This is a genomic window from Paenibacillus sp. B-A-8 (assembly GCF_048572915.1).
Lineage (GTDB): Bacteria > Bacillota > Bacilli > Paenibacillales > Paenibacillaceae > Paenibacillus_AQ.
This window is the reverse complement of sequence record NZ_CP183882.1, coordinates 6,723,313-6,749,014: the sequence shown is the minus strand read 5'-3', so window position 1 is coordinate 6,749,014 and position 25,702 is coordinate 6,723,313. Positions and strand designations below refer to the sequence as shown.

Genomic DNA, 25,702 nt, shown 5'->3' with positions numbered 1-25,702 from the left:
AAGTTCTAGGAGGTTATATCAAACAACTAATGGTAGAACTAAATATAACATAGAGTAGTACGGCGAGATCAGATGATATAATGAGTATAAATACTTTGCGATATTGTGTATTCTGTCTACCTAATTGTAACTAGGGAGTGCTGTTCATGTTTGAGTTTCCAGGATACCAAACGTTAGATCTGATAGAGACTATCTCAGATATCAGGCTGTACAGACTCCAACGTCAAGAAGATGGCCATAGGGTTATCGCCAAGACAACTACAGGTGAGTATCCAGGATCTGCTATGGTCGATGCTTTTCGTTATGAGTATGACATGCTTAAGCGACTTAGCGGTCGTGGAGCAATCGAGGCGTATAGTCTGGAGATCACGCCGGATCGACCAGTCCTTCTCTTAAAAGATATAGAGGGGCGTATGCTGGATCAGATACTACGTACACCTGAATCACTGGAGCTTCCAGTGCTGCTTCGGATCGCTATCGGTGTTGCTGATTGCCTTATGCAAATTCATCGTGAGAAAATAACACTAAATGAACTAACCCCCGCTCATCTAATCGTCAATCCTGTTACTTTTGAAGTGAAATTTATCGATATACGAATGTGCTCCACGGAAAGTGACACCAGTCCATTATCACCCTTAAGCGGGCGACCGGATGCCTTGCTTCCTTATATATCGCCAGAACAAACGGGTCGAACTGGGTTGAACCCGGACTATCGATCTGACTTTTATTCGCTTGGAGTCCTTATGTATGAGTGTCTCTCAGGCAGCCGCCCCTTTGAGCTTCATGATGTTGTTGATATTGTATATCGTCATCTTGCAGATACACCTGAGCCTTTACATCGCAGGGTTTCCACTATCCCTCTAACTGTCTCTGACATTGTTGGTAAATGCATGGAGAAAATGCCTGATGCGAGATATGCCAGTGCTTTTGGAATCAAGTCAGATCTTGAGGAATGTCTATCCCACCTACAACAATTCGGGTACCTCGAGCCCTTCCTGTTAGGAAGCTGGGATATTCCGGAACGCTGGATGGTACCAGAACGATTCTACGGGAGACATTTTGAGAAACTAAGCTTACGAGAAGCACTGAAACGAGCATCACAAGGTGCTGTAAAGACGGTCTGGCTTAGTGGTGAGAGTGGTATCGGTAAAACAACCTTTTTAAAAGAAACGCTTAGAAATTCGATTTCTTCGGATGGTTTTTTCGCCAGAGGCAAATTCGAATCACTACATACCTCACTCCCTTATGGCATCTGGCATCAAGTGATAGAAGAATTGGTCAGTCAACTGCTGATGGAAACGAAGCTGCAGGTGGAGGTTTGGAAGCTGCGTATTTTACAAGCTGTAGATGGTTACGGGCAACTGCTGATCGAACTTGTCCCTAAGCTTGAGCTTTTGATTGGCCCGCAACCTTCCGTGCCTCCGTTGCCGCCGCTGGAAGCTCAGCATCGATTTCAATTAATCATGAGCCGATTTATTCAACTCTTTCCTCATGAGGATCATCCTTTGATCTTGATATTGGACAATATGCAATGGGCCGATGAAACATCGCTGCAATATCTCACTTCACTTATAGAGGACACGGCCACGAGTCATCTGCTAATCGTTCTTTCTTATCGTGATCGGGAAATTACGAGGCTGCACCCACTCAGTAGTCTGGAAAAGCACTTGATAGACCGCAACGTAGTGATGAGTAAAATTTCTCTACAGGCGCTTGAACTCACCGATATAAAACAACTGCTATTGGATGTTATGCGTTACGAGGCTGCTGACTTGGAGGAGCTAGCGCGGGTACTTCTGCATAAGACAGATGGGAATCCATTATTTATTAAGCAATTCCTTCAGGATTTGATTGATGATCAGCGAGTGGTATTTGACGAGGATATTCGAAGCTGGAAATGGGACCTCCAGCGTATTACTGAATTGAATGTTCCCGATAATGCAGCAGCCTATCTTTCAAGTAAATTACAGCAATTTCCCGATCAGACGGTACATGCACTTAGTAGAGCCGCTTTACTGGGCAGCCTGTTCGATGTGGGAATGCTTGTCGAAATTATGGAGATTCCGATAGAGATATTGACTGAAGCATTGGCAGTTGCGGTAAATGGACGCTTGCTACAACCTGTTAACGGAGAGGCACATACGCATTTTAAATTCCAACACAACCGTATTCATCGGGCGGCTTATGCGCTTGTTCCCGAAGAGGAGCGCCCAGAGCTGCATTGGAGGATTGGGATGTTATTGCTAGACCGCAGCTCTCTTAATGAAGGAACAGTCCTATTTGAAGCTGTCCATCATTTGAATCAGGCGATTGTGTGGATAGATCGCCCGGAGCAGAGGCTTCAACTGGTAGAACTGAACTTAAGGGCAGGGATAAGTGCAAAGCAAACCACCGCACATGAGACAGCCTTACAATATATGCTTCAGGCGACAGCGATGTTAGAGGAGCAGAGCTGGGAGGAGCATTATGGACTAACCTTCCGGGTATTTCGGGAGAGGGCCGAGCTTGAATACTTATGTTCACATTTTGATAAGGCGAATGAATTATTTCATCTGTTAATCCATAAAGCTGCGACAAATACAGATAAGGCTTACATCTACGCGATGAAGGTTCAATTGGAAGCAAGTAATGATAACCATGAAGAAGTTATCTCCTTAGGTCGACATACATTATCGTTATTGAAAGTGAGGCATCAATTTGATCCTAGCTATGTTCAATTGACGCTTCAATGGTTAAGATTGCGTCGCAGACTACAGAAGGTCTCACTCGAATCGCTGAACCTCTTACCGCCGATGACGGACGAGGCTCGTAGAGTCGCAATGTCCACTTTAGAACATACGAGCAATGCCTGTTTCTATGTCAACCGGGATGGGTGGCTCGCTTCTTCCTTCACCATGATTGAATTGACACTCGATTATGGGATGACTCCACAGGCTTCCATTGGATTCATAGGCTATGCAATGTTTCAGTACTATTACTTCCGCAATGATGAAGAAACATTTAAATGGGCCATGTTGGCGTGCAGCTTATCAGAACCCTATCCGAAAGTGCATATGACAACCTTAGCTGCGTTCGCTATGTGCTACGATAGCTGGCGGCATTATGATCCAGCTATGCTCCGTACGTTTACCGAGAAAGCAGGAAAAGTGGGACTGGAATCAGGTGACTTATGGAAGGGTAACCAAAGTGTGTTAATCAACTGTGCCTCCCTCTTACAATTTGGACATCCGTTAGACGATATCTATGATCGATTAATTGCGCATTCCGGAGATTTGTTGCGCCATAACAACAGTCTTCATTGTAAGCAGGCTATCATAGCTGTAGCTACTCTAGTTCGATTGACAGGTTATCGCTCTGTAGATGATCCATTTAACATTGCAGAGATTAGCGAACCTGATTTTGCACAGTCGGTTCATGGAGATACCTTTAATTTTATACAAGAAATGGTCTGTATATATCAATATTTAACAGGTTATATATTTGGGGATTACCGCGAAGCTAGTGAGGCATTAGCGAAATCAGCTGCCATTATAAAATCACGTGAAGATGGTTTAGACAGTCCCATGCAGATCATGTATGAATGTTTAGTCTGGGCTCAGTTGTATGAGGAATATAACGCTGAAGAGCAACGTATATATCGGGCAAAAATGCGCAGTTGCCTGAAGAAAATGAAAAAGCTTGCTAAGCGTTGCCCGGTAAATTATGAGCATAAATATCTGTTGATGAAGGCTGAGCTGATTCGCCTATCGCGAGATCCACGACAAGCTGAAGCCTTGTATGAGCAATCTATTGAGGTTGCTCGTATCAACGGCCATATTCACGATTTAGCTATGGCGGCGGAGTGCTACGGCAAGTATGGACTTCGTCATGGCAAATTGCATCTAGCAAGAATCTATATGACTGAAGCCTACGAGGCTTATCTGCAATGGGGCGCAAAGGCTAAAGCGGCTGACCTTGAGCAGCAGCACAGCAATCTGCTGCATATTAAACGTGAGCCCGGACTCGACCGGGTCGATTCCCTTTCTGTGGTGATGTCTGCACAAGCTTTGTCGGGTGAGATGGAAATGAGCCGATTATTGGGCACGCTGATGCGGATTATGCTCCACAATGCTGGAGCCGAATATGGGGCGGTTATTTTTGATCATGAAGGAAGATGGATGGTTGAGGCCCACGGGACATCGGAAGCCCTGCATATCGAATCCGTTCCTCTCGGGGAAGAGTCAGATCTTGTTCCGGCAGCGATTATAGCCTACGCGGCAAGAACACAGGAGCAGGTTGTATTACATGATGCGCTCAGTGAGGGAATATTTGCACGTAACGCTTACGTTAGGAAGAATAGACTGAAATCAGTTCTTTGTCTTCCTATCATGAATCAGAATAAATTAGTGTGCTTGCTCTATTTGGAGAATAACCTATCACCAGGTGTATTTACACCGAGTAGGCTTGACGTGCTCAAGCTGCTTGGCTCTCAATGTGCCATCTCTATTGCCAATGCCAAGCTATATTCGGGGATTCAATATCTTAAGAAAAATTTAGAGGATCAAGTGACAGAAAGAACCCGTGACCTGGAGCGTTCGATGCGTGAGACGTCCGCAGCTTTGGCTGAAGCCACAGTCTATGAGGAACGAAATCGTATCGCTCAGGAGATTCATGACATTGTTGGGCATACACTCACATCAACGATTCTTCAAATTGAGGCTGGAAAGCGTCTGCTCCAGAAGAAAGATATAGATAGCGGCGTTCAGCGACTGGTTGAGGCACAGGATCTTGTCCGTCATAGCTTGAATGAAATCCGCGGATCTGTCCATATGCTGAAGGAGGACAAGTATTCCGATCTAACGGTCATGTTGAAGCAACTGATCCGTGATACAGAGCGTAATGCAGGCGTTGTCATTCATGCCATTATTTATGATCTGCCGGACGCCATGTCAACAGCCTATAAAAAGGCCATTTATCATGCTTTGCAGGAGGGCCTAACGAATGGAATCAGACATGGTAAGAGTACAGAGTTCCATTTTAGTCTGGAATCTGTCGGAGCGAATTTACAGTTTAGGCTCAAAGATCGTGGGTCAGGAGATAGTCAAATAGTGATGGGTTTTGGACTAAGGACGATGAAAGAACGGGTTGAGCAACTGGGAGGCAGCTTATCCATCGATTCAGAAATGAATGAGGGCTGTCTACTGGAGATTGATCTGCCCATGCGAAGGGTTGGGAATAGAAAATGAATAAGATAAAGATTGTAATTGCCGATGATCAATTGTTGACGCGTGAAGGACTCCGCACCATTCTGGATCTGGAGGATGATATGGAGGTAGTCGGTGCTGCCAAGAACGGGGAAGAGGCCTGTGAGATGGTGGAAGTATTCCAGCCCGACCTGGTACTGCTTGATGTTCAAATGCCAATTATGAACGGGATCAGTGCATTAAAACGAATCAAGCAGATTCGTCCGGATATATTCATTCTGATTTTGACCACTTTTATAGAGACCGATTATATTGTTGAGGGCATGGCATTCGGAGCAAGCGGCTATATGCTGAAGGATATGGATGCAGACAAAATGATTGCCTCGATCCGTGATACGATATCAGGGCAATTTATTCTGCCAGCCCCGGTAGCGGCCAAATTGGCGACGAGGATGAATAGATTGACGGAAGAGTATGAACACCGGCAAAGATCCAATGTGGGTGGTATGAGTCTGACAGAACGAGAAGAGGAGCTGGCGCAGCTCATTATCCGGGGACTCAATAACCGCGAAATTGCCGATACACTGCATATCGCGGAGGGAACAGCGCGTAATTATATTAGCAATCTTTATAGCAAATTAGAGGTGGTTGACCGGGCTCAGGCGATTGTGCGGCTTCAAGCTATGATGTATCCGTTGTAGATGCTAACGAATTACTGTAGGGGCCAAATAATCAAATAGCGGGAAATTTCTCAGTACTCCAAATGTAACAGTCAGGATCAACATCGCAGCCATAATTACATGGCTAAGAGGCTGGATACGCTTTTTCTCAGTGAACAAGTACAGCATATACAGAGGTGCTAGAACAAATAGCAACGGGTTAAATCTGAACGCTTGAACGAAGTCGAATCTCAACAACGATAGAATAACTCTTGTGATTCCACATCCCGGACAATAAAATCCAGTCCACTCATGAAATAAACAAGGTATACCCATATTGGTTAAGGGCATCCATACGGTGAAATATAGTAATCCTAGGAGACTTAAGGACACACTCCAAAATAGTTTAGGGTGTGTCCTCTTATAATTAGTTAAATTAGACCAATTTATTAACATCTGATTGCACCAAAGCGTATGTGACAATACCAAAACTAAAGATTGTAAGGATCACATAAAGAGCTGAATTATCGGATACGAGTTGGCCACGTTGTCTTTGAGCTTCTGCAACATGTTTACCGATCTGATAGGCCCAAACAAGGCTCCATATCCCGCAAGTAATCAATGTCAGAAGGAAATGCTTTCCTCCTGTAAATGTGTAGTCTCCGCTTAGCTTCCCTACGTCATTGGTTAGAGCAATAAACCAAAATATTCCGTATATTCCACATGTAATTAATGACAATATAATGGAAAATGCGACACTTCTTTGACTAATCATTGTTCACTCTCCTATGTATTTACATGAAAATTTGACATTATTATCATAGTCAATTGCGAAAATATATACAAGATAATATTTAGTAGTCTATTGTATGCGGGAATTAGGAAGTGTAGAGCAAAATTACATTACTGTTTCGAAATAGTGGAATCCTTACTGGATATGAAATATACTTTTATAGGTTAGCCGTAAGACAGCTAGAATTTGAACTACGATTGGAGAAAATGAAACGATGTCTAATTTACCAAACTGCCCGAAATGTAATTCTGAGTACACTTATGAAGATGGAAGTCTACTAGTTTGCCCGGAATGTGCACATGAGTGGACATTAGAATCAGAGTCTGAGAATAGTGAAGATCAAAAGGTTATCAAAGATGCCAACGGCAATGTATTAAACGACGGTGACTCAGTAACTGTAATCAAAGACCTTAAGGTAAAAGGAAGCTCATCCGTTCTGAAGATTGGTACCAAAGTTAAAAATATCCGTTTAGTGGACGGAGATCATGATATTGATTGCAAAATTGACGGATTTGGAGCTATGAAATTAAAATCTGAATTTGTTAAAAAGATATAAAAAGAAAGAATCAGCTTACCTTCGATAGAAGTAGGCTGATTCTTTTTTTGTGACAGTATTTGAACACGCGTCATCTTATGATCTCAACAATTTGGTTTCGTCCTGCATTTTTGGCTTGATATAAGGCTTTGTCCACAGATTCGAATAAATCATTTAGTTGATTGGTCGGGCTTTCTATATACTGCTCCGCAAAATTATTAATAGATAATAGCCCCATGCTTACAGTAATGGATACAGAATGAGCAACCTCATCCACATGTACTTTATTGGCCTCTATCATAAACTTAATATGCTCTGCCCAGCGGTTTGCTTGTGTATGGTTCGTATTTGGTAAATAAACGATAAACTCTTCTCCGCCATACCGTGCCAGGATATCCGTCTCCCTCAGCGATTGCTTAATGACCTCTACCGTACTGCAAATTACAACATCGCCGACTAAATGGCCGTAATTGTCATTCACCGTTTTGAAAAAGTCGATATCCAGTAGAATGATGGCAAAAGGCTGCTTCAATATCATGTTTTCTATGATCTCATGCTCTAAGTGCTGTGTTAAGTAATGACGGTTATAACAACCTGTTAAGCTGTCGGTTATGGCCATCTGCTTGAGTTTTTGGTTGGTCTGAGAAAGCTCATTTTGGATTTGAATTAATGCCAGATTGCGCTCTTGCAAGATCTCGTTCTGATGATTAGTCTCAGCAATGAGGCGATGCAGCTCGCTTCTATCCTGAAAGGTGAGAATCCGTCCAACCATGATCTCGCCTACGATAATTGGTGCCGCTGTAATATTGATGTATGCTTGGAGCGAGGTGTAGAATACTTCAACTTCGGTTCTCTCCATGGGCTGTTTAAGATATGTATGTTGAAACAATCGGAAAGCGCTGGCAGTCTGCTCCATAGGTGTTAGCGTCGATAAGTCGAAGGGATCACCAATCTGTAGGTTGATTTTTGGCAAAAGTGATCGATTAATCTCTACCACAGTTTCATTATCATCCAGTACAAGAATTCCTTGTGTGAGTGTGTCAATGATATCCTGATGGGCGATGGTTACGAGATCAAATATTTTATCACGATGAATGGCAATGACGAAAAAGATAGCAGAAATTAGTATCCCTAGTGAGGTCATCCCTGGAATAACCGGCTGAGATTTAAACAGCACCACATTAAGAAAGACATCCAGTAATACAAATACAGTCAACACTAGTACACCCTTGAGTACATGAGTAACCTGTTTTTTGATCCGCTGGGTGGCGTTTGATATAAGCGCTGAATAGATGATATACAGAGAAATAATAATGGTGGTGATTAAGAAGAGAATGAACAGCCAAAAAAGCGGTCCATAGGATCTTTCAACATATCCACCATGCATAGGCAGTACAAAGCTTTGCTTCGGATTGACGATCACGCCTATTAAGATCAATGCTGCGATAATGTATAGGATTAGCGTTTTCTTTTTTCGAAGGAGGTATGATTTCCCAGTGAGGAATATCGTAAAAAGAAGCCATCCAATCGTTAACAGGATCGAGTCAATAAAAGCGAGCTTTACATAAATCAATTGAACTTTGGGATCAGCTGTAGTTTTGAGAGCAAATTGACAGAAGGGCCATAGCATCATAGTAAAATGAAAAATCAAGTACACCTTATGTAAGTTAGTGATTGTTACGGAAATAAATATGTAGATGAATAGAGCGAACAGAACGAAGAATAATGATAGGTCAATCCATGTCATGACATTCAATTAGGTAACACCTTCTTATATAAAAAAATAGGTTCATCTTTATTGGCTTAAGCTTGAAATTTTCTCCCACTCGGTTAGCAGCTCTTTTACACTCTGTGCGGACTGTGGCTTACTGAACAAGTAACCTTGAATTTTATCGCAGCCTTGCTCTTGTAGATAATCGAGTTGTACGGTTTGCTCCACACCTTCTGCAATCACACACATATTCATGCGTTTACCAATCATAATAATTTGTTCAACGAGAACGGCTTGATGTGTCCCTGTTCGAATGGAATCAATAAAGGACTTGTCTATTTTCAAAGTAGAGATCGGCATGTGTGTAAGATAACTTAAGGAGGAATACCCGGTACCAAAGTCGTCCAATGCAATTTTGATGTTGTGAGCTCTGAGTTCAGTCAGCTTACTGCTCACATATTCGTAGGATTCAACCAGAACACTCTCTGTAATCTCTAGCTCTAAGTATTCAGGCTCTAGCCCGGAAGCTTGCAAGGTGTCAAGAACTAGCTCATTGAAGTCGCTTTGCAGTAGCTGCAGCATTGAAATGTTAACAGACATCGTTAGATGTGATAATCCTTGTTCATGAAGGTTTTTCAAAAAGGTACAGGCTGTTCTGAGCACCCACGCTCCAAGAGGAATGATGAGATGGGAATCCTCTGCTATTTTGATAAACTTGTCTGGAGGTACCATGCCTAGTATAGGATTGTTCCAGCGCATAAGAGCCTCTAGTCCTGTCACCCTATTCTGAGTCAGATCAATCTGGGGTTGATAGAATACTTCCAGCTCATTGTTCTCTAAAGCACTGTATAACTGCTTCTCAATGTTCATTCGCTCAGTGAAGGTATCATTCAACGGTTGATCAAACACGATAATTTGGCCCTTGCCGGCGTCTTTAGCTTTATACATAGCGATGTCTGCGGATTTAAGGAGCTCCATAATATTACTGCCATGATCAGGGTGAGTACTGATTCCGATGCTTAGGCTAACATGCAACAGACTGTCGTCCATCTCAATCGCATCTTTAAAACCGGCAATAATGTGGGAGGCTACGCTAGTTATGCACTGACTGTTCTCGATAGAATATAAAAGAACGATAAATTCATCCCCAGCGAAACGATACACTTCACCACTGCTCCCAACCAGGGACACCAACCTCTCACTAACCTTAACAATTAGCCTATCGCCAAATTCATGGCCCATCGTATCATTAACATATTTGAAGTAATCAATGTCGATGAACATTAAGGCTGCAATGTTGTTCAGTTTCAAAATGCGAGGCCCATTCTCATAAAAAGCTAATTTATTAGGCAGGCCGGTTAATAGATCATGATACGCCAGGTAATGCATTCTTTCTTCATTCAGGGTTAGCTTCTCTTGATTCTCAATAAGCTGATCATATTGCTGTCTGAGTTCTTCTTCCGTAGCTGTGATTTCCTCATAGGCGGCTTCTAAATTTTCGTGGGCGCTCACCCTATCCCTATAGGCAAGATCCAGTTTCTTCTCAATCCTTTTAATCCGTTTCAGAGTACCTAGAATTAATGCAAAGATAAGCAAAGCTGTTATGAGGACAAAGAACCAGCCTTTAATTATATTAATAAGTCTTATCCACTCCGGATCTCGCGTAAAAGCGGAAACGGCCTTATCTGTTAGGGGGATCCATAAGCACCCTACAATAAAATATATTACGGCGATTTTTAAGGAGCCCCGAACAGGGTTGAAGGTTTGTTTCGTTATGGAATTTTTGTGTTTGTTTCTTTGAAGCATATGTCCCTCCTATATCAAGCATGAAAGCTACTTGTTTTAGATCATTTCAACATATTTCATCAAAATCCTCTATTTGTCAGTGATGTTCTGCAAATTTTAAGAATAGGTTTTTGGACAAGCTGGAGCTAGGCATTAATGCCTAGCTATACTTGACCGTAACTTGTGTTATAATCAAACAAACTCGAAGAGAAAATTATAGTTAAGGGGGATTTGTAAGTGGAAATAGGAATCAGTACGTTCGTAGAAACAACACCGAATGTTCAAACGGGTGAATTAATAAGTCATGCGGAGCGATTGCGCGAGGTAGTAGAGGAGATTGTTCTTGCGGATAAGGTGGGCTTAGATATATTTGGTGTGGGTGAGCATCATCGAAAAGATTATGCCGCATCTTCTCCAGCAGTTTTGCTGGCTGCGGCTGCCTCACAGACGACACGAATTCGGTTGACCAGTGCGGTAACCGTGCTGTCCTCTGCTGATCCAGTACGTGTATTTCAGGATTTCGCAACACTCGATGGAATCTCAAATGGACGAGCGGAAATCATGGCAGGCCGGGGTTCCTTTATCGAATCTTTCCCGCTCTTTGGATACGATTTAAATGACTACGATGAGTTATTCGATGAGAAGCTGGACCTGTTGTTAAAGTTAACGGAATCCGAAAAAGTAACCTGGAGTGGAAATCACCGTCCTGCCATTAATAATCTGGGCATTTATCCACGCCCTGTTCAGAATCCTTTGCCTGTATGGATTGGCAGTGGCGGCAATACGGAATCTGTGATTCGTGCGGGCCTGCTCGGGCTACCTCTTGTGCTCGCGATTATCGGAGGCAGTCCGCTACAGTTTGCTCCACTGGTGAAGCTCTATAAGAAAGCGGCAGCCCAAGCAGGACATGATGTATCGAAGCTCCCGGTTGCCTCACACTCACACGGCTTTATTGCAGAAGATAATCAGCTTGCTGCCGATATGTTCTTTCCTTCTACACAGGCTAGCATGAACGTGATTGGCCGGGAGCGCGGATGGGGTCATTACAGTCGGGCGAGCTATGATGCGGCTCGTAGATTCGAAGGCGCTTTGTATGTAGGAGATCCAGATACTGTTGCTGAAAAAATCATTCACCTACGCAAACACGTAGGGATTACACGTTTTATGCTGCATGTACCGCTAGGTACGATGCCTCACAAGGATGTAATGAGAGCTATTGAGCTATTGGGTACTGAAGTGGCACCCATTGTTCGAGCTGAGATATCGAGATGGGAAGCAGAGGTTGAAGCAAAAGAGGATTGACCCCATTTAGATTAACTAGTATGATCTTACCAATTTATTGAAGCTGTTGTGAATTGGAGGGGGGTACTGAAGTGACGGATCGAATCATAGCGGACAGACTTGAAGAATTAGGTATTGTCCTGCCAAGTGCTAGTGAACCGGCGGCAAAGTATGCTAACTACGTCATTGTTAATGGATTATGTTTTGTATCGGGCAAAGGACCAGCCGGAGATCCCAAAGGGAAGCTGGGCCAAGATTTCACTACCGAAGAAGGCTATCATTATGCACGTCAGACAGGGATTGAGATTCTTGCCGTCCTTGAGTCAGCTTTAGGCTCCTTGGATAAAGTGAAGCGAGTGATCAAAATTCAAGGATTTGTGAATGCCGATCCCTTATTCGAAGAACATCATAAAGTACTCAATGGTTGTTCTGATTTACTGCTGGAGGTATTCGGAGACAAAGGCAGTCATGCACGTTCGGTATTGGGCGCTGTTTCTGTAAGAGATAATCTTCCGATCATCATTGATTCTATTTTTGAAGTGGATTAACAAGAGGGCTGTGGCACCGAAAGGTGACCGCAGTCCTCTTTTTTTACATGGTTTGAACTGTAGTTAGACGCCAACCCCAAAAATTGTAACAAAACTAATGATCCTAATTTTAGTAATAGTATATGAACGTATCAATCAACGAGGTGATGACATCATGAAGATTCATAAGAAAGCCACACTACTTGTACTACTCACATCTATACTCTATACAGCTCCAGCCCATGCGGCGGTAACGCCTCAGAATCAGGTTACGGGTGTTTTTCTGGACGATCGACAGCTTGAATTAGAGGTTCAGCCCTTGCTCATAAACGGTACAACGCTGGTTCCCATGCGCAAGGTGTTTGAAGAACAGGGAGCAAAGATTTCATGGAACAACGATACCAAAACAGTGAAGGCCACTAAGGGAACGCTGGTACTGACTTATCAAATAGGAGATTTAACCGCGAACAAAAATGGACAAGCCTTAAGCTTAACCGTTCCGGGTCAGGTCGTCGGTGGTAATACGATGATGCCGCTGCGTTTTGTCAGCGAGGCTCTAGGTAGCACTGTGAAATGGGAGGCTAGTACTCGGACAGTCCGCATCTACTCAGCGATGAATTACGATACAACGATTCTTTATGGGGTTAACCTGCGCAGTTCGCCAAATTCATCGGACCAATCAGGTGTTCAGCAAATGTTGTCTGCAGGTGAGAAGGTACATGTGATTAGGGAAGTGAATGCTTTCTGGTTAGAAGTGCGAACGCAAGACAACAAGACGGGATACATATCTGCTAAACCCAAATATAGCAATTATACTAGTGAGTCGCTCGCTGAGAAACAGGGAAGCGCACTGCTTGCTTACGGCGAGAAGTATCTGGGAACCCCTTATGAATTTGGTGCAGCAACGAACCAGACTTCTACATTCGACTGCTCTTCTTTCGTAGGGCATTTATTTGAGGATGTATTGTCGGTGGATCTGCCACGCACCTCCTATAATCAAGCCAAAGAAGGGAAGGAAGTTGGGATCAACGAGCTGCGTAAAGGAGATTTATTGTTCTTTAGTGCACGTGGTCTCGAGATTGGTCATGTTGCCATGTATGCGGGAAATAATCAGATATTGCATACGTATTCCAAAGAGAAAGGCGTTCATTATGAAGCCCTGAGTGAGAAGTGGAAGAAGCGTTTTGTGACGGCGCGTAGAATGTTTTAGATTAGGTAGCGATTAGGCTATAATGATCACGATGAAGAAGCGTCCGAATATATTTGGGGGATGAAGCATAGTGACTAAAACAATCGTAGAAAAGCTGAACTTACAAAAATACAACCAAGTAGCGATATTGAATAAACCGGAGGGCTCTGATTATTTGGCTGAATTGTCCGATTATGATACTTCGCTAAAAGGAGCATATGATCTTATATTTGCTTTTGTACTAGATATGTCGTCATTACAAGAACTAGTGAACCGTGTGATAGAACATCAGCATCTTCATAAGAATGGCTATCTCTTTGTGGCATATCCTAAAAGGGGAAACAAAGTGTATCCGACCTTTATTCATCGTGACGACTTGCTAGAGGGTCTGGGCAGTGATGAGAACGGCTATATCGGGACCAGTAATATTAAATTTGCACGCATGGTTGGATTAGACGATGTCTTTACAGTTGTGGGGTTAAAAGAGGATGCTAAGGGTAAAGGTCAGCTTTCCAATACCCCAAGTCAATCTGTGGATGACTATATTTCTTTTATTCCAAATGTAGAAGAAGATCTGAAAGATACACCGGAGCTTCTTACCATCTATCAATCGCTTACCCCGGGCTATCGTAAAGATTGGGCTCGATATGTCTATAGTGCCAAACAAGAGGCAACAAGAGCTAAGCGTAAAGAGGAAATGAAGATGATTCTACGGGCGGGTTATAAGAGCCGTGAGCTGTATCGACAAGCCAGTAGTACAGAATCTTAAATCGACCTTTCTTCATTAAAAAGATTATTTGCAGGCATAAAGACGGTTTTTGAACTCCTTTTCCGTCTTATGTTATGAACTTGATTGTTAAGGAGGCAGATAGTGACTTGTACGGATGCAGAACTGGTAGATAAGGTGTGTAAAGGGGATATGGATGCATTCAGTGGGCTTATCGGCAAATATTCCAATGCAGTATACGGAGTAGCTTACGGTAAATTGGGTGATTTCCACACTGCGCAAGACATTACACAAGAGGTTTTTGTTAAGACCTATCGTAATTTATCCAACTTAAAGGAGCCAGAGAAACTCGCCAGTTGGTTATATGCAGTTACTTCACGGGAATGTATGGATTGGTTTAGGGCGAATAAGAAGAAAGCTGTATATGAATTCATGGAGCAAATCGAGGTTTCTCAGCTGGAGACTACTGAAGATCAGCTCCTCCGAAAAGAACTCCAGCAAGATGTGTGGAAGGCATTAAACACCTTATCCGAAGCTAACCGTATAGTCACCATTCTATTCTATATCGACAACTACAAGGTTAGGGAGATCGCTGATTTCCTTGATTTATCTATTGAAGCTGTCGAGAGTAGACTCCGCAGATCAAGAACGATCTTAAAAAGGGAGATGTTGAGTACAGTGAATAACAATCTAAGTGAAAACAAATTGCAGGACGAATTTAAAAAGAGAGTTTTTCAGGATGAAAGAATGCCTGAAACCAACTTTCGTCGTGTGGCCATGGGCCAAAGTGAATTCGATGATATTGATATGCCTAAGACGAACTTTTCTAATGTAAATATGGCGGGTACCAAGTTTGACAATATTAATATGAGCAGTACTACTTTTAACGATATCAATATGCATCTTGTTAAGTTTAATGAAGTCGGATTGTGGGAAATCGAGGTTAGCGATAGTGAATTAGGAGAAGCCTATTTCCATGATATTCACTTGTATGGTAAAGGCAATAAGTTTGAACGATGCCAGCTTAATGGCACATCTTTTGTAGAGTGTGATCTTTCGAATGTAGAGATAAAAGACTGCAATCTTTCAGGCGTCACAGTTAATGGCATTTCATTAGATGCCCTGCTAGAGAGTTATCATAAAAATAAATAATATTCCAACAGGACTATTTATTCATCATTAAATTCATCGAAACCACTTCATCCTAGGAGTGGTTTTTAAGTTTGGGGTATAATGGATGTAGATCATATAGCACAAACCTACAGGGGTGAAATATAGATGAAGCGCATTACGATATTAATTGCGGATGATGAGGCGGAGATTGCGGATCTGGTGGCTTTGCATTTGCAAAAAGAAGGGTATCATATCATTAAAGTATCCGATGGGCGGGCAGCGGTACAAGCTATTGAGTCACAAACGATAGATTTGGCGATTCTGGATATTATGATGCCAGGCCTGGATGGCTATGAGGTAACCCGTCACATTCGGGAGCAGCATCATCTGCCGATTATTTTTTTAAGTGCGAAGACTTCTGATCTGGATAAGATCACGGGACTTGTTATGGGCGCAGATGATTATATGACCAAACCGTTCAATCCAATGGAATTAGTCGCCCGCGTTAATTCTCAACTTCGCCGCTCTATACAATTTAGTCAGCCCGCAGCCATTCCAAAATCGGTCCTTGAAGTAGGGGGCTTGATGATCTCACCGGAGGAACATACCGTCACCCTTTACGGCGAAGTGATAGATTTAACTCCGAAAGAGTTTGATATTCTGCATTTATTAGCCAGTCATCCCAAGCAGGTGTTTAGCGCAGAGAGCATTTTTCAACAGGTGTGGGGAGAAGCTTATTATGAGAGTGGTAACACGGTCATGGTGCATATCCGTACTTTACGCAAAAAACTTGGAGAAGACATGAATAAGAATAAATTTATTAAGACAATCTGGGGCGTAGGATATACCTTTACTGGATAGGCAGCGAGATTTGTATATTTTAAGAAAAACTTTATAATTGCCCTGCTTTTTCTTTAAAGTGTCTTCGTTATTCTATTCCTATCGAGGAAATGGGAGGACATTACGGATGAAAAAGTGGGGCTTTTTGATGATCGTTGTGTTGTTGCTTGGTTATGCGGCCGCTCGTTATTTACCGGATACGGGTAATCTGGCTGATAAGAATGATAAGATCGGAAAAGGATCGATTAGAGATAGCGATAGTATAAAGGTGGTTACGCAAGATCAGGTATATCAAGGAGATTTATTGCTGGTAAACAAACAATATCCGGTACATGAGGACAGCGTGAAGTCTGATATTGTGACCTTATATGATCAGAAGGATCTGGTTCAAGGATATGGTTTACTAGATACCTCTATTCGTTTGTCTGAAAGTGTAGCACTTACATTCATTAAGATGATCAAGGCTGCTGAGAAAGACGGCGTGAATCATTTTTTAATTAGCAGTGGGTACAGAGACTTTGATGAGCAAGAGAAATTGTATGAAGAAAAAGGTTCAGACTATGCTTTACCGGCACAATATAGTGAACATAATTTAGGCTTATCGCTGGATATCGGATCGTCTCAAGCAGAAATGAGCAAAGCGCCTGAGGGCAAATGGCTGCAAAACAAGGCTTGGAAATATGGCTTTATTCTACGCTATCCTAAAGACAAAACGGAGATTACGGGGATTAAATATGAACCTTGGCATTTCCGTTATGTCGGGTTGCCGCACAGTGCAATCATTCATGAGAAGGGGATTGTGCTGGAACAATATTTAGATCTTTTGAAGGAGAATAGTGAAATTTCAACGGTTGTAGATGGTAAAACATATACAGTAAGCTATTATCCAATATCGGGATATACAAGTATTAAGATTCCAAAGAAAGGGCAATATAAAACGTCGGGTGACAATATGGATGGCGTAATTGTGACCACAGTGCAATGAGTACAGAGCCTAAAAGCATGTCTGCTATGAAATTATTGCTGGCAGCCATATTTATCGTCTATATGTATTTCTTGATCCGAATCATTTTATTTAAAGGGGCACCTTTTAGCTTGCAATCACTTTGGGAACAGGCGGGGCGTATGCTTGAGCATCCTGACAGAATTTTTCATCGACAGGGTAACTATATACCCTTTAAAGAAATCTCGCGAGGGATAGAGCAACTGTCATTTTCAGATCCGTTTTCATCGCTTAATTTGGTGGGCAATCTTCTGGCATTTATTCCGTTTGGGATCATGGTCCCTATGCTATTTTCACAAAAAGAAAGGTTATTCCGAAAAGTCCTCATGCTCTCTTTTACGCTGAGTCTGAGCTTTGAAGTTACACAATTGGTATTGTATATCGGCACCTTTGATGTGGATGATCTGATCTTAAACACTTGCGGTGGGGTAGTCGGTTACGCCTTATATAGAATGCTGGTTTCTTCTGGATTGTTTACAACTATATCGAAGCGGTGTTAGTATTTGTGGATGGTAGATATAGACAGAGGATAGAAGGGGCATGGTATGAAAAAGCGTATTTCGGATATTGTTTCCATCATTGTAGGAGCATTGTTGTTCTCTTTGGCCGTTAACTTGTTTGTGATTCCGAACGAGTTCGGTGAAGGCGGGGTAACGGGATTGACTATGATTACATACTATTTGTATCAGTGGTCGCCAGGTATTGTTAGCTTGATTCTTAATGCTTTATTATTGATTGTGGGTTATAAATTTTTAGACAAAACGACGACGGTATATACAATTATTGCGGTGTTTTTTAATTCGTTATTCTTGATTCTTACAAAGAATTGGCATATCGCCAGCGATGAGTTGATCATCAATGCAATATTTGGAGGCATCTTGTCTGGTGTGGGTATCGGAATGATCATACGCGTGGGTGGGACGACCGCAGGGTCAACCATTATCGCCAGAATTCTGCATAAATTTTTGGATTGGAACGTTAGCTACGCTCTTCTCTTGGTCGATTTAGTTGTGGTATTTGCTTCGTATTTCATCATTGGTGTGCAAAGTCTGATGTTTACGATCGTGATGCTCTATATAGCGACTAAGGTGATGGACTTCATTATTGAGGGAGTGAATCCTAAGAAGGCCGTTACAATTGTATCCAAGGAGCAGGATAAAATTGCTGAACAAGTTAATCGAATCATGGATAGAGGGGTCACAGTTATTTATGGCCGAGGGTATTATACTAAAGAACCCAAAGAGCTGCTCTATATTGTCATTAGCAAGCAGGAAGTGACCATGCTTAAGAAGATCGTAAGATCGATTGATAAAGAGGCTTTTATCGCCATTCACGATGTAAGAGATGTGTTCGGAGAAGGCTTTGTGGAGCTGGCAAAATAAGAGATAAAGTGCTGTCCGGTAGCTACGTGAGCTGCTTGGGCAGCTTTTTTTTTTGGATTGGGCATTCGATTGTGATGGATATCATTGCATTTTTTGTTTGTTCACATTTTATTAAATTCTAAAGTGATTCAACGCACACTCGCTCATTTGCAGATTCTATATGCTTTTTATAGAGGCATTATCTTATTGTATTGCAGGAGAGAGGGGTATTCATATGTTAGATCAACAAACGATTGCTATTATAAAATCAACAGTTCCTGTATTACAGGTTCATGGAACAACCATTACTACGACCTTTTATGGCATGTTATTTGAAAATCATCCAGAGCTATTGAATATATTTAATCATGCCAATCAGCGGCAAGGCAGACAGCAGACAGCACTTGCTAATGCAGTTCTTGCAGCGGCCATGAATATTGATCAGCTAGAAAATATCTTGCCGGTGGTAAAACAGATTGCAGAGAAGCATCGAGCACTGGGTGTATTGCCTGAGCATTATCCGATCGTGGGTGAGACCTTGTTAGCTGCGATTGGGAAAGTGCTTGGTGATGCGGCAACACCGGAAATTATAGATGCATGGGCTAAGGCTTATGGGGTAATCGCAGATGCTTTCATAGGAGTTGAAGCAGAAAAATATCGTGAAGCTGCCGAAGCGCTGGGGGGCTGGAGTGGATTCAGAAACTTTATCGTCACTCGGAAGGTTAGAGAAAGTGAGCTTATTACTTCCTTTTACCTGTCTCCTGAGGACGGAGGGGCGATCGCCTCTTATTCCCCGGGTCAGTATATCACGGTTCGTGTTCAGCCAGAGGGTGAGGAATATACCCATGTTCGCCACTATAGTTTGTCCAGTGCTCCGGATCAGGCGTATTACCGTATCACTGTTAAACGGGAGAGCGAAGGGCTAGATAAACCTGCTGGCGTCGTATCTACTTATCTCCATGATGTCGTCCAAGTGGGATCTATATTAGAAGTGGGCTCTCCAGCGGGCGATTTCGTACTGGATCAGACTAGTGACACTCCGGTGGTTCTAATCAGCGGGGGTGTGGGGCTAACTCCAATGGTAAGTATGCTGGAGACAATCATTGCTGCACAGCCAGAACGCGAGGTAACCTATATTCATGCAGCCATCAATGGAAGCTTGCATGCTATGAAGGATAGGGTGGCAGATTTAGCGCAATCTCATCCTGCTCTAAGTTCCTATGTATGTTATGAATCTCCAGGAGAAGGAGACAAGTGCAATAGATCTGGTTATATTGATCTTTCTTGGCTTCAAGAAATAGCAGACGTGAACGCTGAATTCTATTTCTGTGGGCCGACTCCTTTTATGAAGGCCATTTATAAGGCTCTCAAGGAATGGCAGGTACCGGAGGAGAGAATTCATTTTGAATTCTTTGGACCAGCTGGCAGTTTAGAAGAATAATAAAGATAACAAAAAGCACCGCAGCTGATTGGCTGAGGTGCTTTTTGCTTTGCGTTAGTGGTGATTTATTTGAAAGAAGCAAATGGATTAGTGCCTTTAGGCAGTATTGAACTAAAATTAAAGGTATAGGTAGGGATTCCAGCTGCATAAGGTGCGATTTCATATTGTTGATAGAAGATAGCTAAGCCACTTTCACTGACGAAGAAGGCAGGCTTCTCTGTTAGACCACCAGTTGACTCCGGAAAAGCTACATCCTTAGTGCTTTGCTTCAACATTTTATCTAGTTTTTGTTTGTAGTTTGGTTCTGCCTTTAACAGGTCTTTAAGTTCTATCTTCTTACCATCCTTCAGTGAGTAGGTATGTCCCTCGCGAATAGTACCGCCGTGTGCTCCACCGCTATATCCATATTGATCGACTACAATACTAAGTACGCCTTCACGATTAAAGGTGACAACATAAGTTTGAGAGTAGTCATATTTATGCTCTATCGTGCCATCTCTACGGCTGGCTTCTTTCTCAGCCTCTGAAGCGAATCGTTCAGCTTCTTTTTTGAAGGCTGTGTTAATCGTGTTTTGCACTTCATCTGTTAGACCACTGATTTTTGGATACTGAATCTGAATAGTAGCATTTTTATTGCTCTTATCCAAGGTAACAGAGGTAATCTTGATATCATTCATCACCAGCTTGCTAAGTTCTAGTGATTTCTGGACTGGATTATATACACCTTGAATCCCTAAATAATCATTTAACAGCTTGAATGGGACATATAGGCGGTCATTGATCATCTTCGCTTCATGATTTCCGGTCATACTATAAATATAGTATCCGTTCAAATCTGTGCTGACGCCATAGTCAGAAACCTCTAGGTTAAGCTTCATCGAGTCGCTGCCCACACTGTAAGTTCTAGTGGTTGAATTATAATCAATGGCAAGACCAAAGGCATCACGCAATACAGTTAAAGGAATCATGGTATTTCCGTCTACGATTTTCCCTTGCTGTGTTAAGACTTGGCCTTTATATTTAAGCACTACAGAAGGCTGTTGAGTGGCTTGTTTTACGGTATTTCCTCCGGTAGCTGCGGCATTAACAAAAGTTCCTCCTACTAGTCCCGATCCTCCAAGTAATACTCCAGCAGCTAATACAGCAGACGTCCATTTCATTGTTTTATTCATGGTTATATTTCTCCTTCCCATTAATGGGCTTATGTAGTTCGATAGGTGTTGTTTTCCGCTATCACTCTTACGATTATACTTAAGCCTCTAATAGATTTGGTTACATCTGGGGTTACAGTGTTGTTGCATTGAATACGAAAAATCACAGAGATTCTAACGATTTTTTAACTTCCAGGTCTATTTTCTTTAACCATTATTGAATTTATGAATCAATAGGTGATCTCAAAGTAATTACGGTAAGCTCGGGACGACAATTAAAACGTATGGGCATACGAGTTACTCCAATCCCACGTGTCGTGTAGACCTGAAGTCGGCTGTTCGGGAGCTGGTATAATCCATTTGAATATTTACTGCCGTGAGGCGGGGTATACAAAGCGCCAACGAGTGGGAGGCGCACTTGCCCTCCGTGACTATGGCCGGACAATTGCAGGTCTATGGGGAGATCACTATATTCATCGGCGAAATCAGGCTCGTGGGCAAGGAGCAGGGTACATGCCTTGTCGGGGATATGGAGCAGCGCCTGTTGGATATCTGCTTTGCCAACCCACGGATCATCCACCCCAGCAAGATAGAGCTCTTTTCTATCTTTTTTTAAGACAGCATGTTCATTGTGAAGTACATGAAAGCCAGCTTGCGCTAACCCTTTCGTTACAGCTCTCCGAGTGCCAAAAGCGTCATGGTTACCTAACACTGCATATTGCCCAAAAGGAGCCCGCAACTGCGAACAGAAGTCTACAGCCTCTGAAATATAATCCACAGAATGATCTAACAGATCCCCAGTGAAGCAAATCAGATCCGGACTGACCTGTTGAATTTGCTGCACTAACTCTGTTAAAGCTTCTGGCCTCGAGTATACGCCTAAATGTAAATCACTGAAATGAACGATACGAAATCTATCGAATGTTGGAGGGAGTATAGGAATTGTTATATCTATAGATTTTACTTCAAGCCAGTACGGCTCAACCCAGTATGAATAAATTCCGGATGCAGTGGCTGTTCCAAGTAACCCCAGCGAGATTTGAGCACTTTTCTTTAAAAATTGACGTCTGCTAATAGGTTTAGTGTTCATGAATCCATCCTACGATAGGATTGTTACTTTAATATGACAATATTCATTATGTCACTCATTGTGTCGATAAACTTACATATACATTTACTTAATGGGAGATGAACAGATGAGTATTATCGATGCCTTAGTCCTCGCAGCACCTTATTTCAAAAAGATTCACTCGCAAGATATTATGATCGGTATTACGGACAGGGAAATCTTCCAGTATTATACTCCCAGTAATGCCATTGATTTTGGACTGGCCAAAGGAAGTCCTATTCCGCCTGAAGACCTAACGCTTTCAAATGGATTGAAAGGTGAGGTTAGCTTTAACCGGATTCCAGCAGAAATTTATGGATCTCCTGTAATTTCAACATGTGTGCCTATATATGGAACAGACAACGAGGTAGTAGGTGTGTTCGCAATTGCCTACACACTGGAGAACGAGAATAAGCTTGAAGTATTTACAGATGAGATTAATGGGATAAGCAATCACCTAATGGATATGGTTCAGAGCGTAGCCGCACAATCTCAAGAATTATCGGCCACCTCGCAGCAAATATTAGATAATACACGTAGAGCGGTAACAGAGTCTCAAGAAGTGAATAAGGTTACCAGCTTCATTCGTGAGATTTCTGAGCAGACGAACCTGCTAGGACTAAATGCTGCCATTGAAGCTGCGCGTGTAGGAGAGCAGGGGGCGGGCTTTGGTGTTGTGGCTAAGGAAGTACGAAAACTATCCGTAAATACCAAAGAAGCAACCCATAATATTGAAAAATCACTCAGTGATGTTCAAAAGTCCATTAAACAGATGGAGCTGGAAATTGAATCGATCTCCGCATCTTCACACGCACAAGCAGAACTGGTTACTGAATTCAGCGGAGTGATTGAACGCTTAAATAAGGCCAGCAAAGAAATGACTACTTTCATGCAATCCATTATCCAATAAGGTGTAATGCATAAAGTTACTTATCCTAAACCATGCTAGAAGGGAACAGGCGCATTTCAGAAGGGAGCGAATTTCATTTATGAAACAACCCGATTCCAGTCTGCAAGCGAACGACAATGTAACTCAAGCCAAAAATGCTTTAGGCAAGCTTCATTTCTCTGTCTCTCAGGCGCTTAGTCATCCAACAGAACAGACTTTGGCACAGGCTGAGAACCGTTTGGCGCATACCGAACAGGCGGTAGAGCAAGCCCAGGCCGCGTTAGGCCCACAAGGTGTGGAGTTGGCTGAAGAACTGCTGGCCGAGGATAAGAGCAGGCTTGCTGCATTGAAGACGCAAGGGAAACGTTCAGAACGCTAGATGTTCCTGCTACAACCCGTGAAGCGACTAAGCTTCACGGGTTGTTCTCATGCACTCTCATGTACTGTTTCCTTAAGGATGTAGCTTAGGATTGAGGATGGTATACTGGATTGAAGGTTCTGGCAAGAGCTTGGATGGGAGATAAACGATATGGATGGTAAGGACATTGAAGAGTTAACCCGGCAGGCGGAGGCTTTCATTCGACAATGTTACGCTGAACTTGATAAGACTGAAGCTGAGATGGATCAACGCATCCAAGCCGTACGAGAAGAAATTAATCAATCCGGGAGTTACACACATACAACGGAAGAGCTGGCTCATGGGGCAAGAATGGCTTGGCGACATAATAGCCGCTGCATCGGCCGCCTCTTTTGGCAATCCATTGAGCTGATGGATGAACGTCTGGCAGAGACCGAGGAGGATGTTGCTGAAGCTTTGCTGCGACATCTGGAAAAGGCGAATAATGGAGGACGTATTCGTCCACTTATCACGGTCTTCCGCAGCGGGGAAGCTCCTGATCGGAGAATCCGGATTTGGAACCATCAATTGATTCGTTACGCGGGATATCCTGGTGATGCTGAACATGAACGCGCTGGCGATCCGGCATCGGATGAATTTACGAAAGTGTGCCAACAACTAGGCTGGCAGGGAACAAGGGGCAATTATGATGTATTGCCACTAGTAATCAGCATAGGCAATGGGCACCCCCATGTATTTCCTATTCCTCAACACCTCATTCAGGAGGTGCCGTTAACTCATCCCGAAATTGAACGTTTTGCAGAGCTTCAGCTCCGTTGGTATTCGGTGCCGATCATTTCGGACATGCAGTTGGAAATTGGCGGAATTCTATACCCCGCGGCTCCTTTTAACGGCTGGTATATGGAAACCGAAATTGGCTCGCGTAATCTGGGCGATACTGGACGATATAACGCTTTGCCGGCTGTAGCTGATCTGATGGGACTGGACCGTTCCAGTAACACTACGCTTTGGAAGGATCGGGCGCTTCTTGAGTTGAATCGTGCAGTACTGTATTCCTTTAAGCAAGCTGGGGTCAGTATCGTTGATCACCATACAGCAGCTGATCAATTTGTGAGATTTCAAGAGCAGGAGCAGGGACATGGACGTCAGGTTTCGGGACGCTGGTCATGGCTGATTCCCCCTATGTCTCCGTCGTCCACACCGATTTGGCATGACAGTAAGCTGAAAGAATATGATTACAGCCCTCGTTTCCTTTATCAGCGATCACCTGTGGCCACCTGTCCTTTTCACTAGCAATCCAATTCATGATCAAAAAAGCGCCAAGTTCCCCTCATAAGGAAACTGGCGCTTTTTTAGGCTTTTAAATGCTCTAGAAAGATTTGTTTAAGAAGCTCAAGCTGCTTGTCGGAGTCTAAATCCGATTCTAGCAGGAGGATGTTCTCTTTCATCGTTAGCTTTCTGGAAAAGAGAGCAAAGCTGTTCATCAGCGTGATTAAGGTCTCTTTCACAGGGAGATCGGCGCGAATAGAACCGTCTTCTACCCCATTTTGAATGATCCTGGAGTACTCATGCCAAATCTTGCGGTTCAATGCATTGAAATCCAGAACATCCTCAACAGGCTCATTTAAGTGAGAGGCGTAGCTTTCAAAATTGACCATAAAGATAATGCTTAAATGATTTTGGTCCTGAATAAAGAAATCAAACAACATCTCGATCTTTTCAAGACAGTTAAGTGGCAAGTCAGCTACGTACTTAAAATAATCGAGCATCGGCTCGAGCATTCGGGTGGCCACAGCCACGATGAGCTTTTCTTTTCTAGGAAAATATCGAAAGAGAGTCGCAATTCCGATATTCGCTTCAGTTGCGACATCTTGCATCGTCGACTTTTCGATTCCTTTTTGCGAAAATATTCGTTCTGCGGATTCGAGAATCGTATATAATCGTTGCTGTTTACCGTCGGATCGTTCTTTTTCATAGCGTGCTTTAGGATTCATGAGGGATAGACCCTTCCATTTTTGATTAGGTTTTTTAATTATTAGTATTATATC

General features: G+C 42.8%; 23 protein-coding genes. 16 read left to right on the top strand and 7 right to left on the bottom strand.

The features are described 5' to 3' along the window. Positions 1-146: 146 nt before the first annotated feature. Both ACN6MV_RS30435 and ACN6MV_RS30430 read left to right on the top strand, forming a co-directional pair. The gene (locus ACN6MV_RS30435; protein ID WP_419885440.1) at positions 147-5,225 is read left to right on the top strand and encodes an AAA family ATPase; all 5,079 of its coding nucleotides are present in this window, start codon (positions 147-149) and stop codon (positions 5,223-5,225) included. Next, a complete protein-coding gene (locus ACN6MV_RS30430) occupies positions 5,222-5,884 on the top strand; it encodes a response regulator (RefSeq protein ID WP_042131584.1) in 663 nt (220 codons plus the stop codon). Before ACN6MV_RS30435 ends, ACN6MV_RS30430 begins: the two co-directional genes overlap by 4 nt. 3 nt (positions 5,885-5,887) lie before the next feature. Here ACN6MV_RS30430 and ACN6MV_RS30425 read toward each other — a convergent pair whose 3' ends face one another. Both ACN6MV_RS30425 and ACN6MV_RS30420 read right to left on the bottom strand, forming a co-directional pair. Next, positions 5,888-6,178 (bottom strand): DUF2752 domain-containing protein, encoded by a 291-nt coding sequence (locus ACN6MV_RS30425; protein WP_231574313.1) that lies wholly within the window; start codon positions 6,176-6,178, stop codon positions 5,888-5,890. A gap of 100 nt (positions 6,179-6,278) precedes the next feature. Beyond that, complete coding sequence (locus ACN6MV_RS30420; RefSeq protein WP_052414773.1) at positions 6,279-6,617, bottom strand: DUF4234 domain-containing protein; 339 nt, start codon at positions 6,615-6,617, stop codon at positions 6,279-6,281. A 232-nt stretch (positions 6,618-6,849) separates the two neighbouring features. Here ACN6MV_RS30420 and ACN6MV_RS30415 point away from each other — a divergent pair, with 232 nt between their 5' ends. After that, entirely contained in the window at positions 6,850-7,191 is a 342-nt protein-coding gene (locus ACN6MV_RS30415; protein WP_042131582.1) for a zinc ribbon domain-containing protein YjdM, read from the top strand. A gap of 70 nt (positions 7,192-7,261) precedes the next feature. On the opposite strand, the gene ACN6MV_RS30410 is transcribed toward ACN6MV_RS30415, so the two are convergent. Then, a complete protein-coding gene (locus ACN6MV_RS30410) occupies positions 7,262-8,917 on the bottom strand; it encodes a diguanylate cyclase (RefSeq protein ID WP_419886842.1) in 1,656 nt (551 codons plus the stop codon). Between the two features lie 48 nt (positions 8,918-8,965). Then, the gene (locus ACN6MV_RS30405) at positions 8,966-10,687 is read right to left on the bottom strand and encodes a putative bifunctional diguanylate cyclase/phosphodiesterase (protein ID WP_419885439.1); all 1,722 of its coding nucleotides are present in this window, start codon (positions 10,685-10,687) and stop codon (positions 8,966-8,968) included. 216 nt (positions 10,688-10,903) lie between these two features. Between ACN6MV_RS30405 and ACN6MV_RS30400 the strand changes: the two genes are divergently transcribed. From ACN6MV_RS30400 to hmpA, 10 genes are all read left to right on the top strand, one after another. Continuing rightward, positions 10,904-11,968 carry an LLM class flavin-dependent oxidoreductase gene (locus ACN6MV_RS30400; RefSeq protein WP_419885438.1) on the top strand — a complete coding sequence of 355 codons (1,065 nt, stop codon included), beginning with the start codon at positions 10,904-10,906 and terminating at the stop codon, positions 11,966-11,968. Positions 11,969-12,039: 71 nt separating this feature from the next. Further along, a complete protein-coding gene (locus tag ACN6MV_RS30395; protein ID WP_419885437.1) occupies positions 12,040-12,495 on the top strand; it encodes a RidA family protein in 456 nt (151 codons plus the stop codon). Between the two features lie 154 nt (positions 12,496-12,649). Further along, positions 12,650-13,684: a stalk domain-containing protein gene (locus tag ACN6MV_RS30390; protein WP_419885436.1), complete on the top strand. Its 1,035-nt coding sequence runs from the start codon at positions 12,650-12,652 to the stop codon at positions 13,682-13,684. Between the two features lie 67 nt (positions 13,685-13,751). Continuing rightward, the gene (locus ACN6MV_RS30385; RefSeq protein WP_419886841.1) at positions 13,752-14,432 is read left to right on the top strand and encodes a YdeI/OmpD-associated family protein; all 681 of its coding nucleotides are present in this window, start codon (positions 13,752-13,754) and stop codon (positions 14,430-14,432) included. Between the two features lie 102 nt (positions 14,433-14,534). Next, positions 14,535-15,542: a sigma-70 family RNA polymerase sigma factor gene (locus tag ACN6MV_RS30380; protein ID WP_419885435.1), complete on the top strand. Its 1,008-nt coding sequence runs from the start codon at positions 14,535-14,537 to the stop codon at positions 15,540-15,542. A 126-nt stretch (positions 15,543-15,668) separates the two neighbouring features. Beyond that, on the top strand, positions 15,669-16,364 hold the full coding sequence (locus ACN6MV_RS30375; RefSeq protein WP_419885434.1) for a response regulator transcription factor: 696 nt from the start codon (positions 15,669-15,671) through the stop codon (positions 16,362-16,364). Positions 16,365-16,470: 106 nt separating this feature from the next. Then, complete coding sequence (locus tag ACN6MV_RS30370) at positions 16,471-17,328, top strand: M15 family metallopeptidase (protein ID WP_419885433.1); 858 nt, start codon at positions 16,471-16,473, stop codon at positions 17,326-17,328. Positions 17,329-17,345: 17 nt separating this feature from the next. Continuing rightward, positions 17,346-17,846: a VanZ family protein gene (locus ACN6MV_RS30365; RefSeq protein WP_419885432.1), complete on the top strand. Its 501-nt coding sequence runs from the start codon at positions 17,346-17,348 to the stop codon at positions 17,844-17,846. A 45-nt stretch (positions 17,847-17,891) separates the two neighbouring features. Beyond that, positions 17,892-18,728 (top strand): YitT family protein, encoded by an 837-nt coding sequence (locus ACN6MV_RS30360; RefSeq protein ID WP_076120334.1) that lies wholly within the window; start codon positions 17,892-17,894, stop codon positions 18,726-18,728. A 214-nt stretch (positions 18,729-18,942) separates the two neighbouring features. Continuing rightward, positions 18,943-20,148, top strand: coding sequence for an NO-inducible flavohemoprotein (gene hmpA, locus ACN6MV_RS30355; RefSeq protein WP_339288558.1), 1,206 nt, complete (start codon positions 18,943-18,945; stop codon positions 20,146-20,148). A 65-nt stretch (positions 20,149-20,213) separates the two neighbouring features. Here the strand turns inward: hmpA and ACN6MV_RS30350 are convergent, their stop codons facing one another. Both ACN6MV_RS30350 and ACN6MV_RS30345 read right to left on the bottom strand, forming a co-directional pair. Continuing rightward, on the bottom strand, positions 20,214-21,320 hold the full coding sequence (locus ACN6MV_RS30350) for a PdaC/SigV domain-containing protein (RefSeq protein WP_042131571.1): 1,107 nt from the start codon (positions 21,318-21,320) through the stop codon (positions 20,214-20,216). Between the two features lie 202 nt (positions 21,321-21,522). Next, complete coding sequence (locus ACN6MV_RS30345; protein WP_419885431.1) at positions 21,523-22,389, bottom strand: metallophosphoesterase; 867 nt, start codon at positions 22,387-22,389, stop codon at positions 21,523-21,525. Between the two features lie 106 nt (positions 22,390-22,495). On the opposite strand from ACN6MV_RS30345, the gene ACN6MV_RS30340 reads away from it, so the two are divergent. From ACN6MV_RS30340 to ACN6MV_RS30330, 3 genes are all read left to right on the top strand, one after another. After that, the gene (locus ACN6MV_RS30340) at positions 22,496-23,317 is read left to right on the top strand and encodes a methyl-accepting chemotaxis protein (protein ID WP_375104310.1); all 822 of its coding nucleotides are present in this window, start codon (positions 22,496-22,498) and stop codon (positions 23,315-23,317) included. 79 nt (positions 23,318-23,396) lie between these two features. Continuing rightward, the gene (locus ACN6MV_RS30335) at positions 23,397-23,675 is read left to right on the top strand and encodes a hypothetical protein (RefSeq protein WP_341115638.1); all 279 of its coding nucleotides are present in this window, start codon (positions 23,397-23,399) and stop codon (positions 23,673-23,675) included. Between the two features lie 150 nt (positions 23,676-23,825). Then, complete coding sequence (locus tag ACN6MV_RS30330) at positions 23,826-24,947, top strand: nitric oxide synthase oxygenase (protein ID WP_375104309.1); 1,122 nt, start codon at positions 23,826-23,828, stop codon at positions 24,945-24,947. A 59-nt stretch (positions 24,948-25,006) separates the two neighbouring features. On the opposite strand, the gene ACN6MV_RS30325 is transcribed toward ACN6MV_RS30330, so the two are convergent. After that, positions 25,007-25,648: a TetR/AcrR family transcriptional regulator gene (locus ACN6MV_RS30325; RefSeq protein ID WP_081390073.1), complete on the bottom strand. Its 642-nt coding sequence runs from the start codon at positions 25,646-25,648 to the stop codon at positions 25,007-25,009. Positions 25,649-25,702 lie beyond the last annotated feature (54 nt).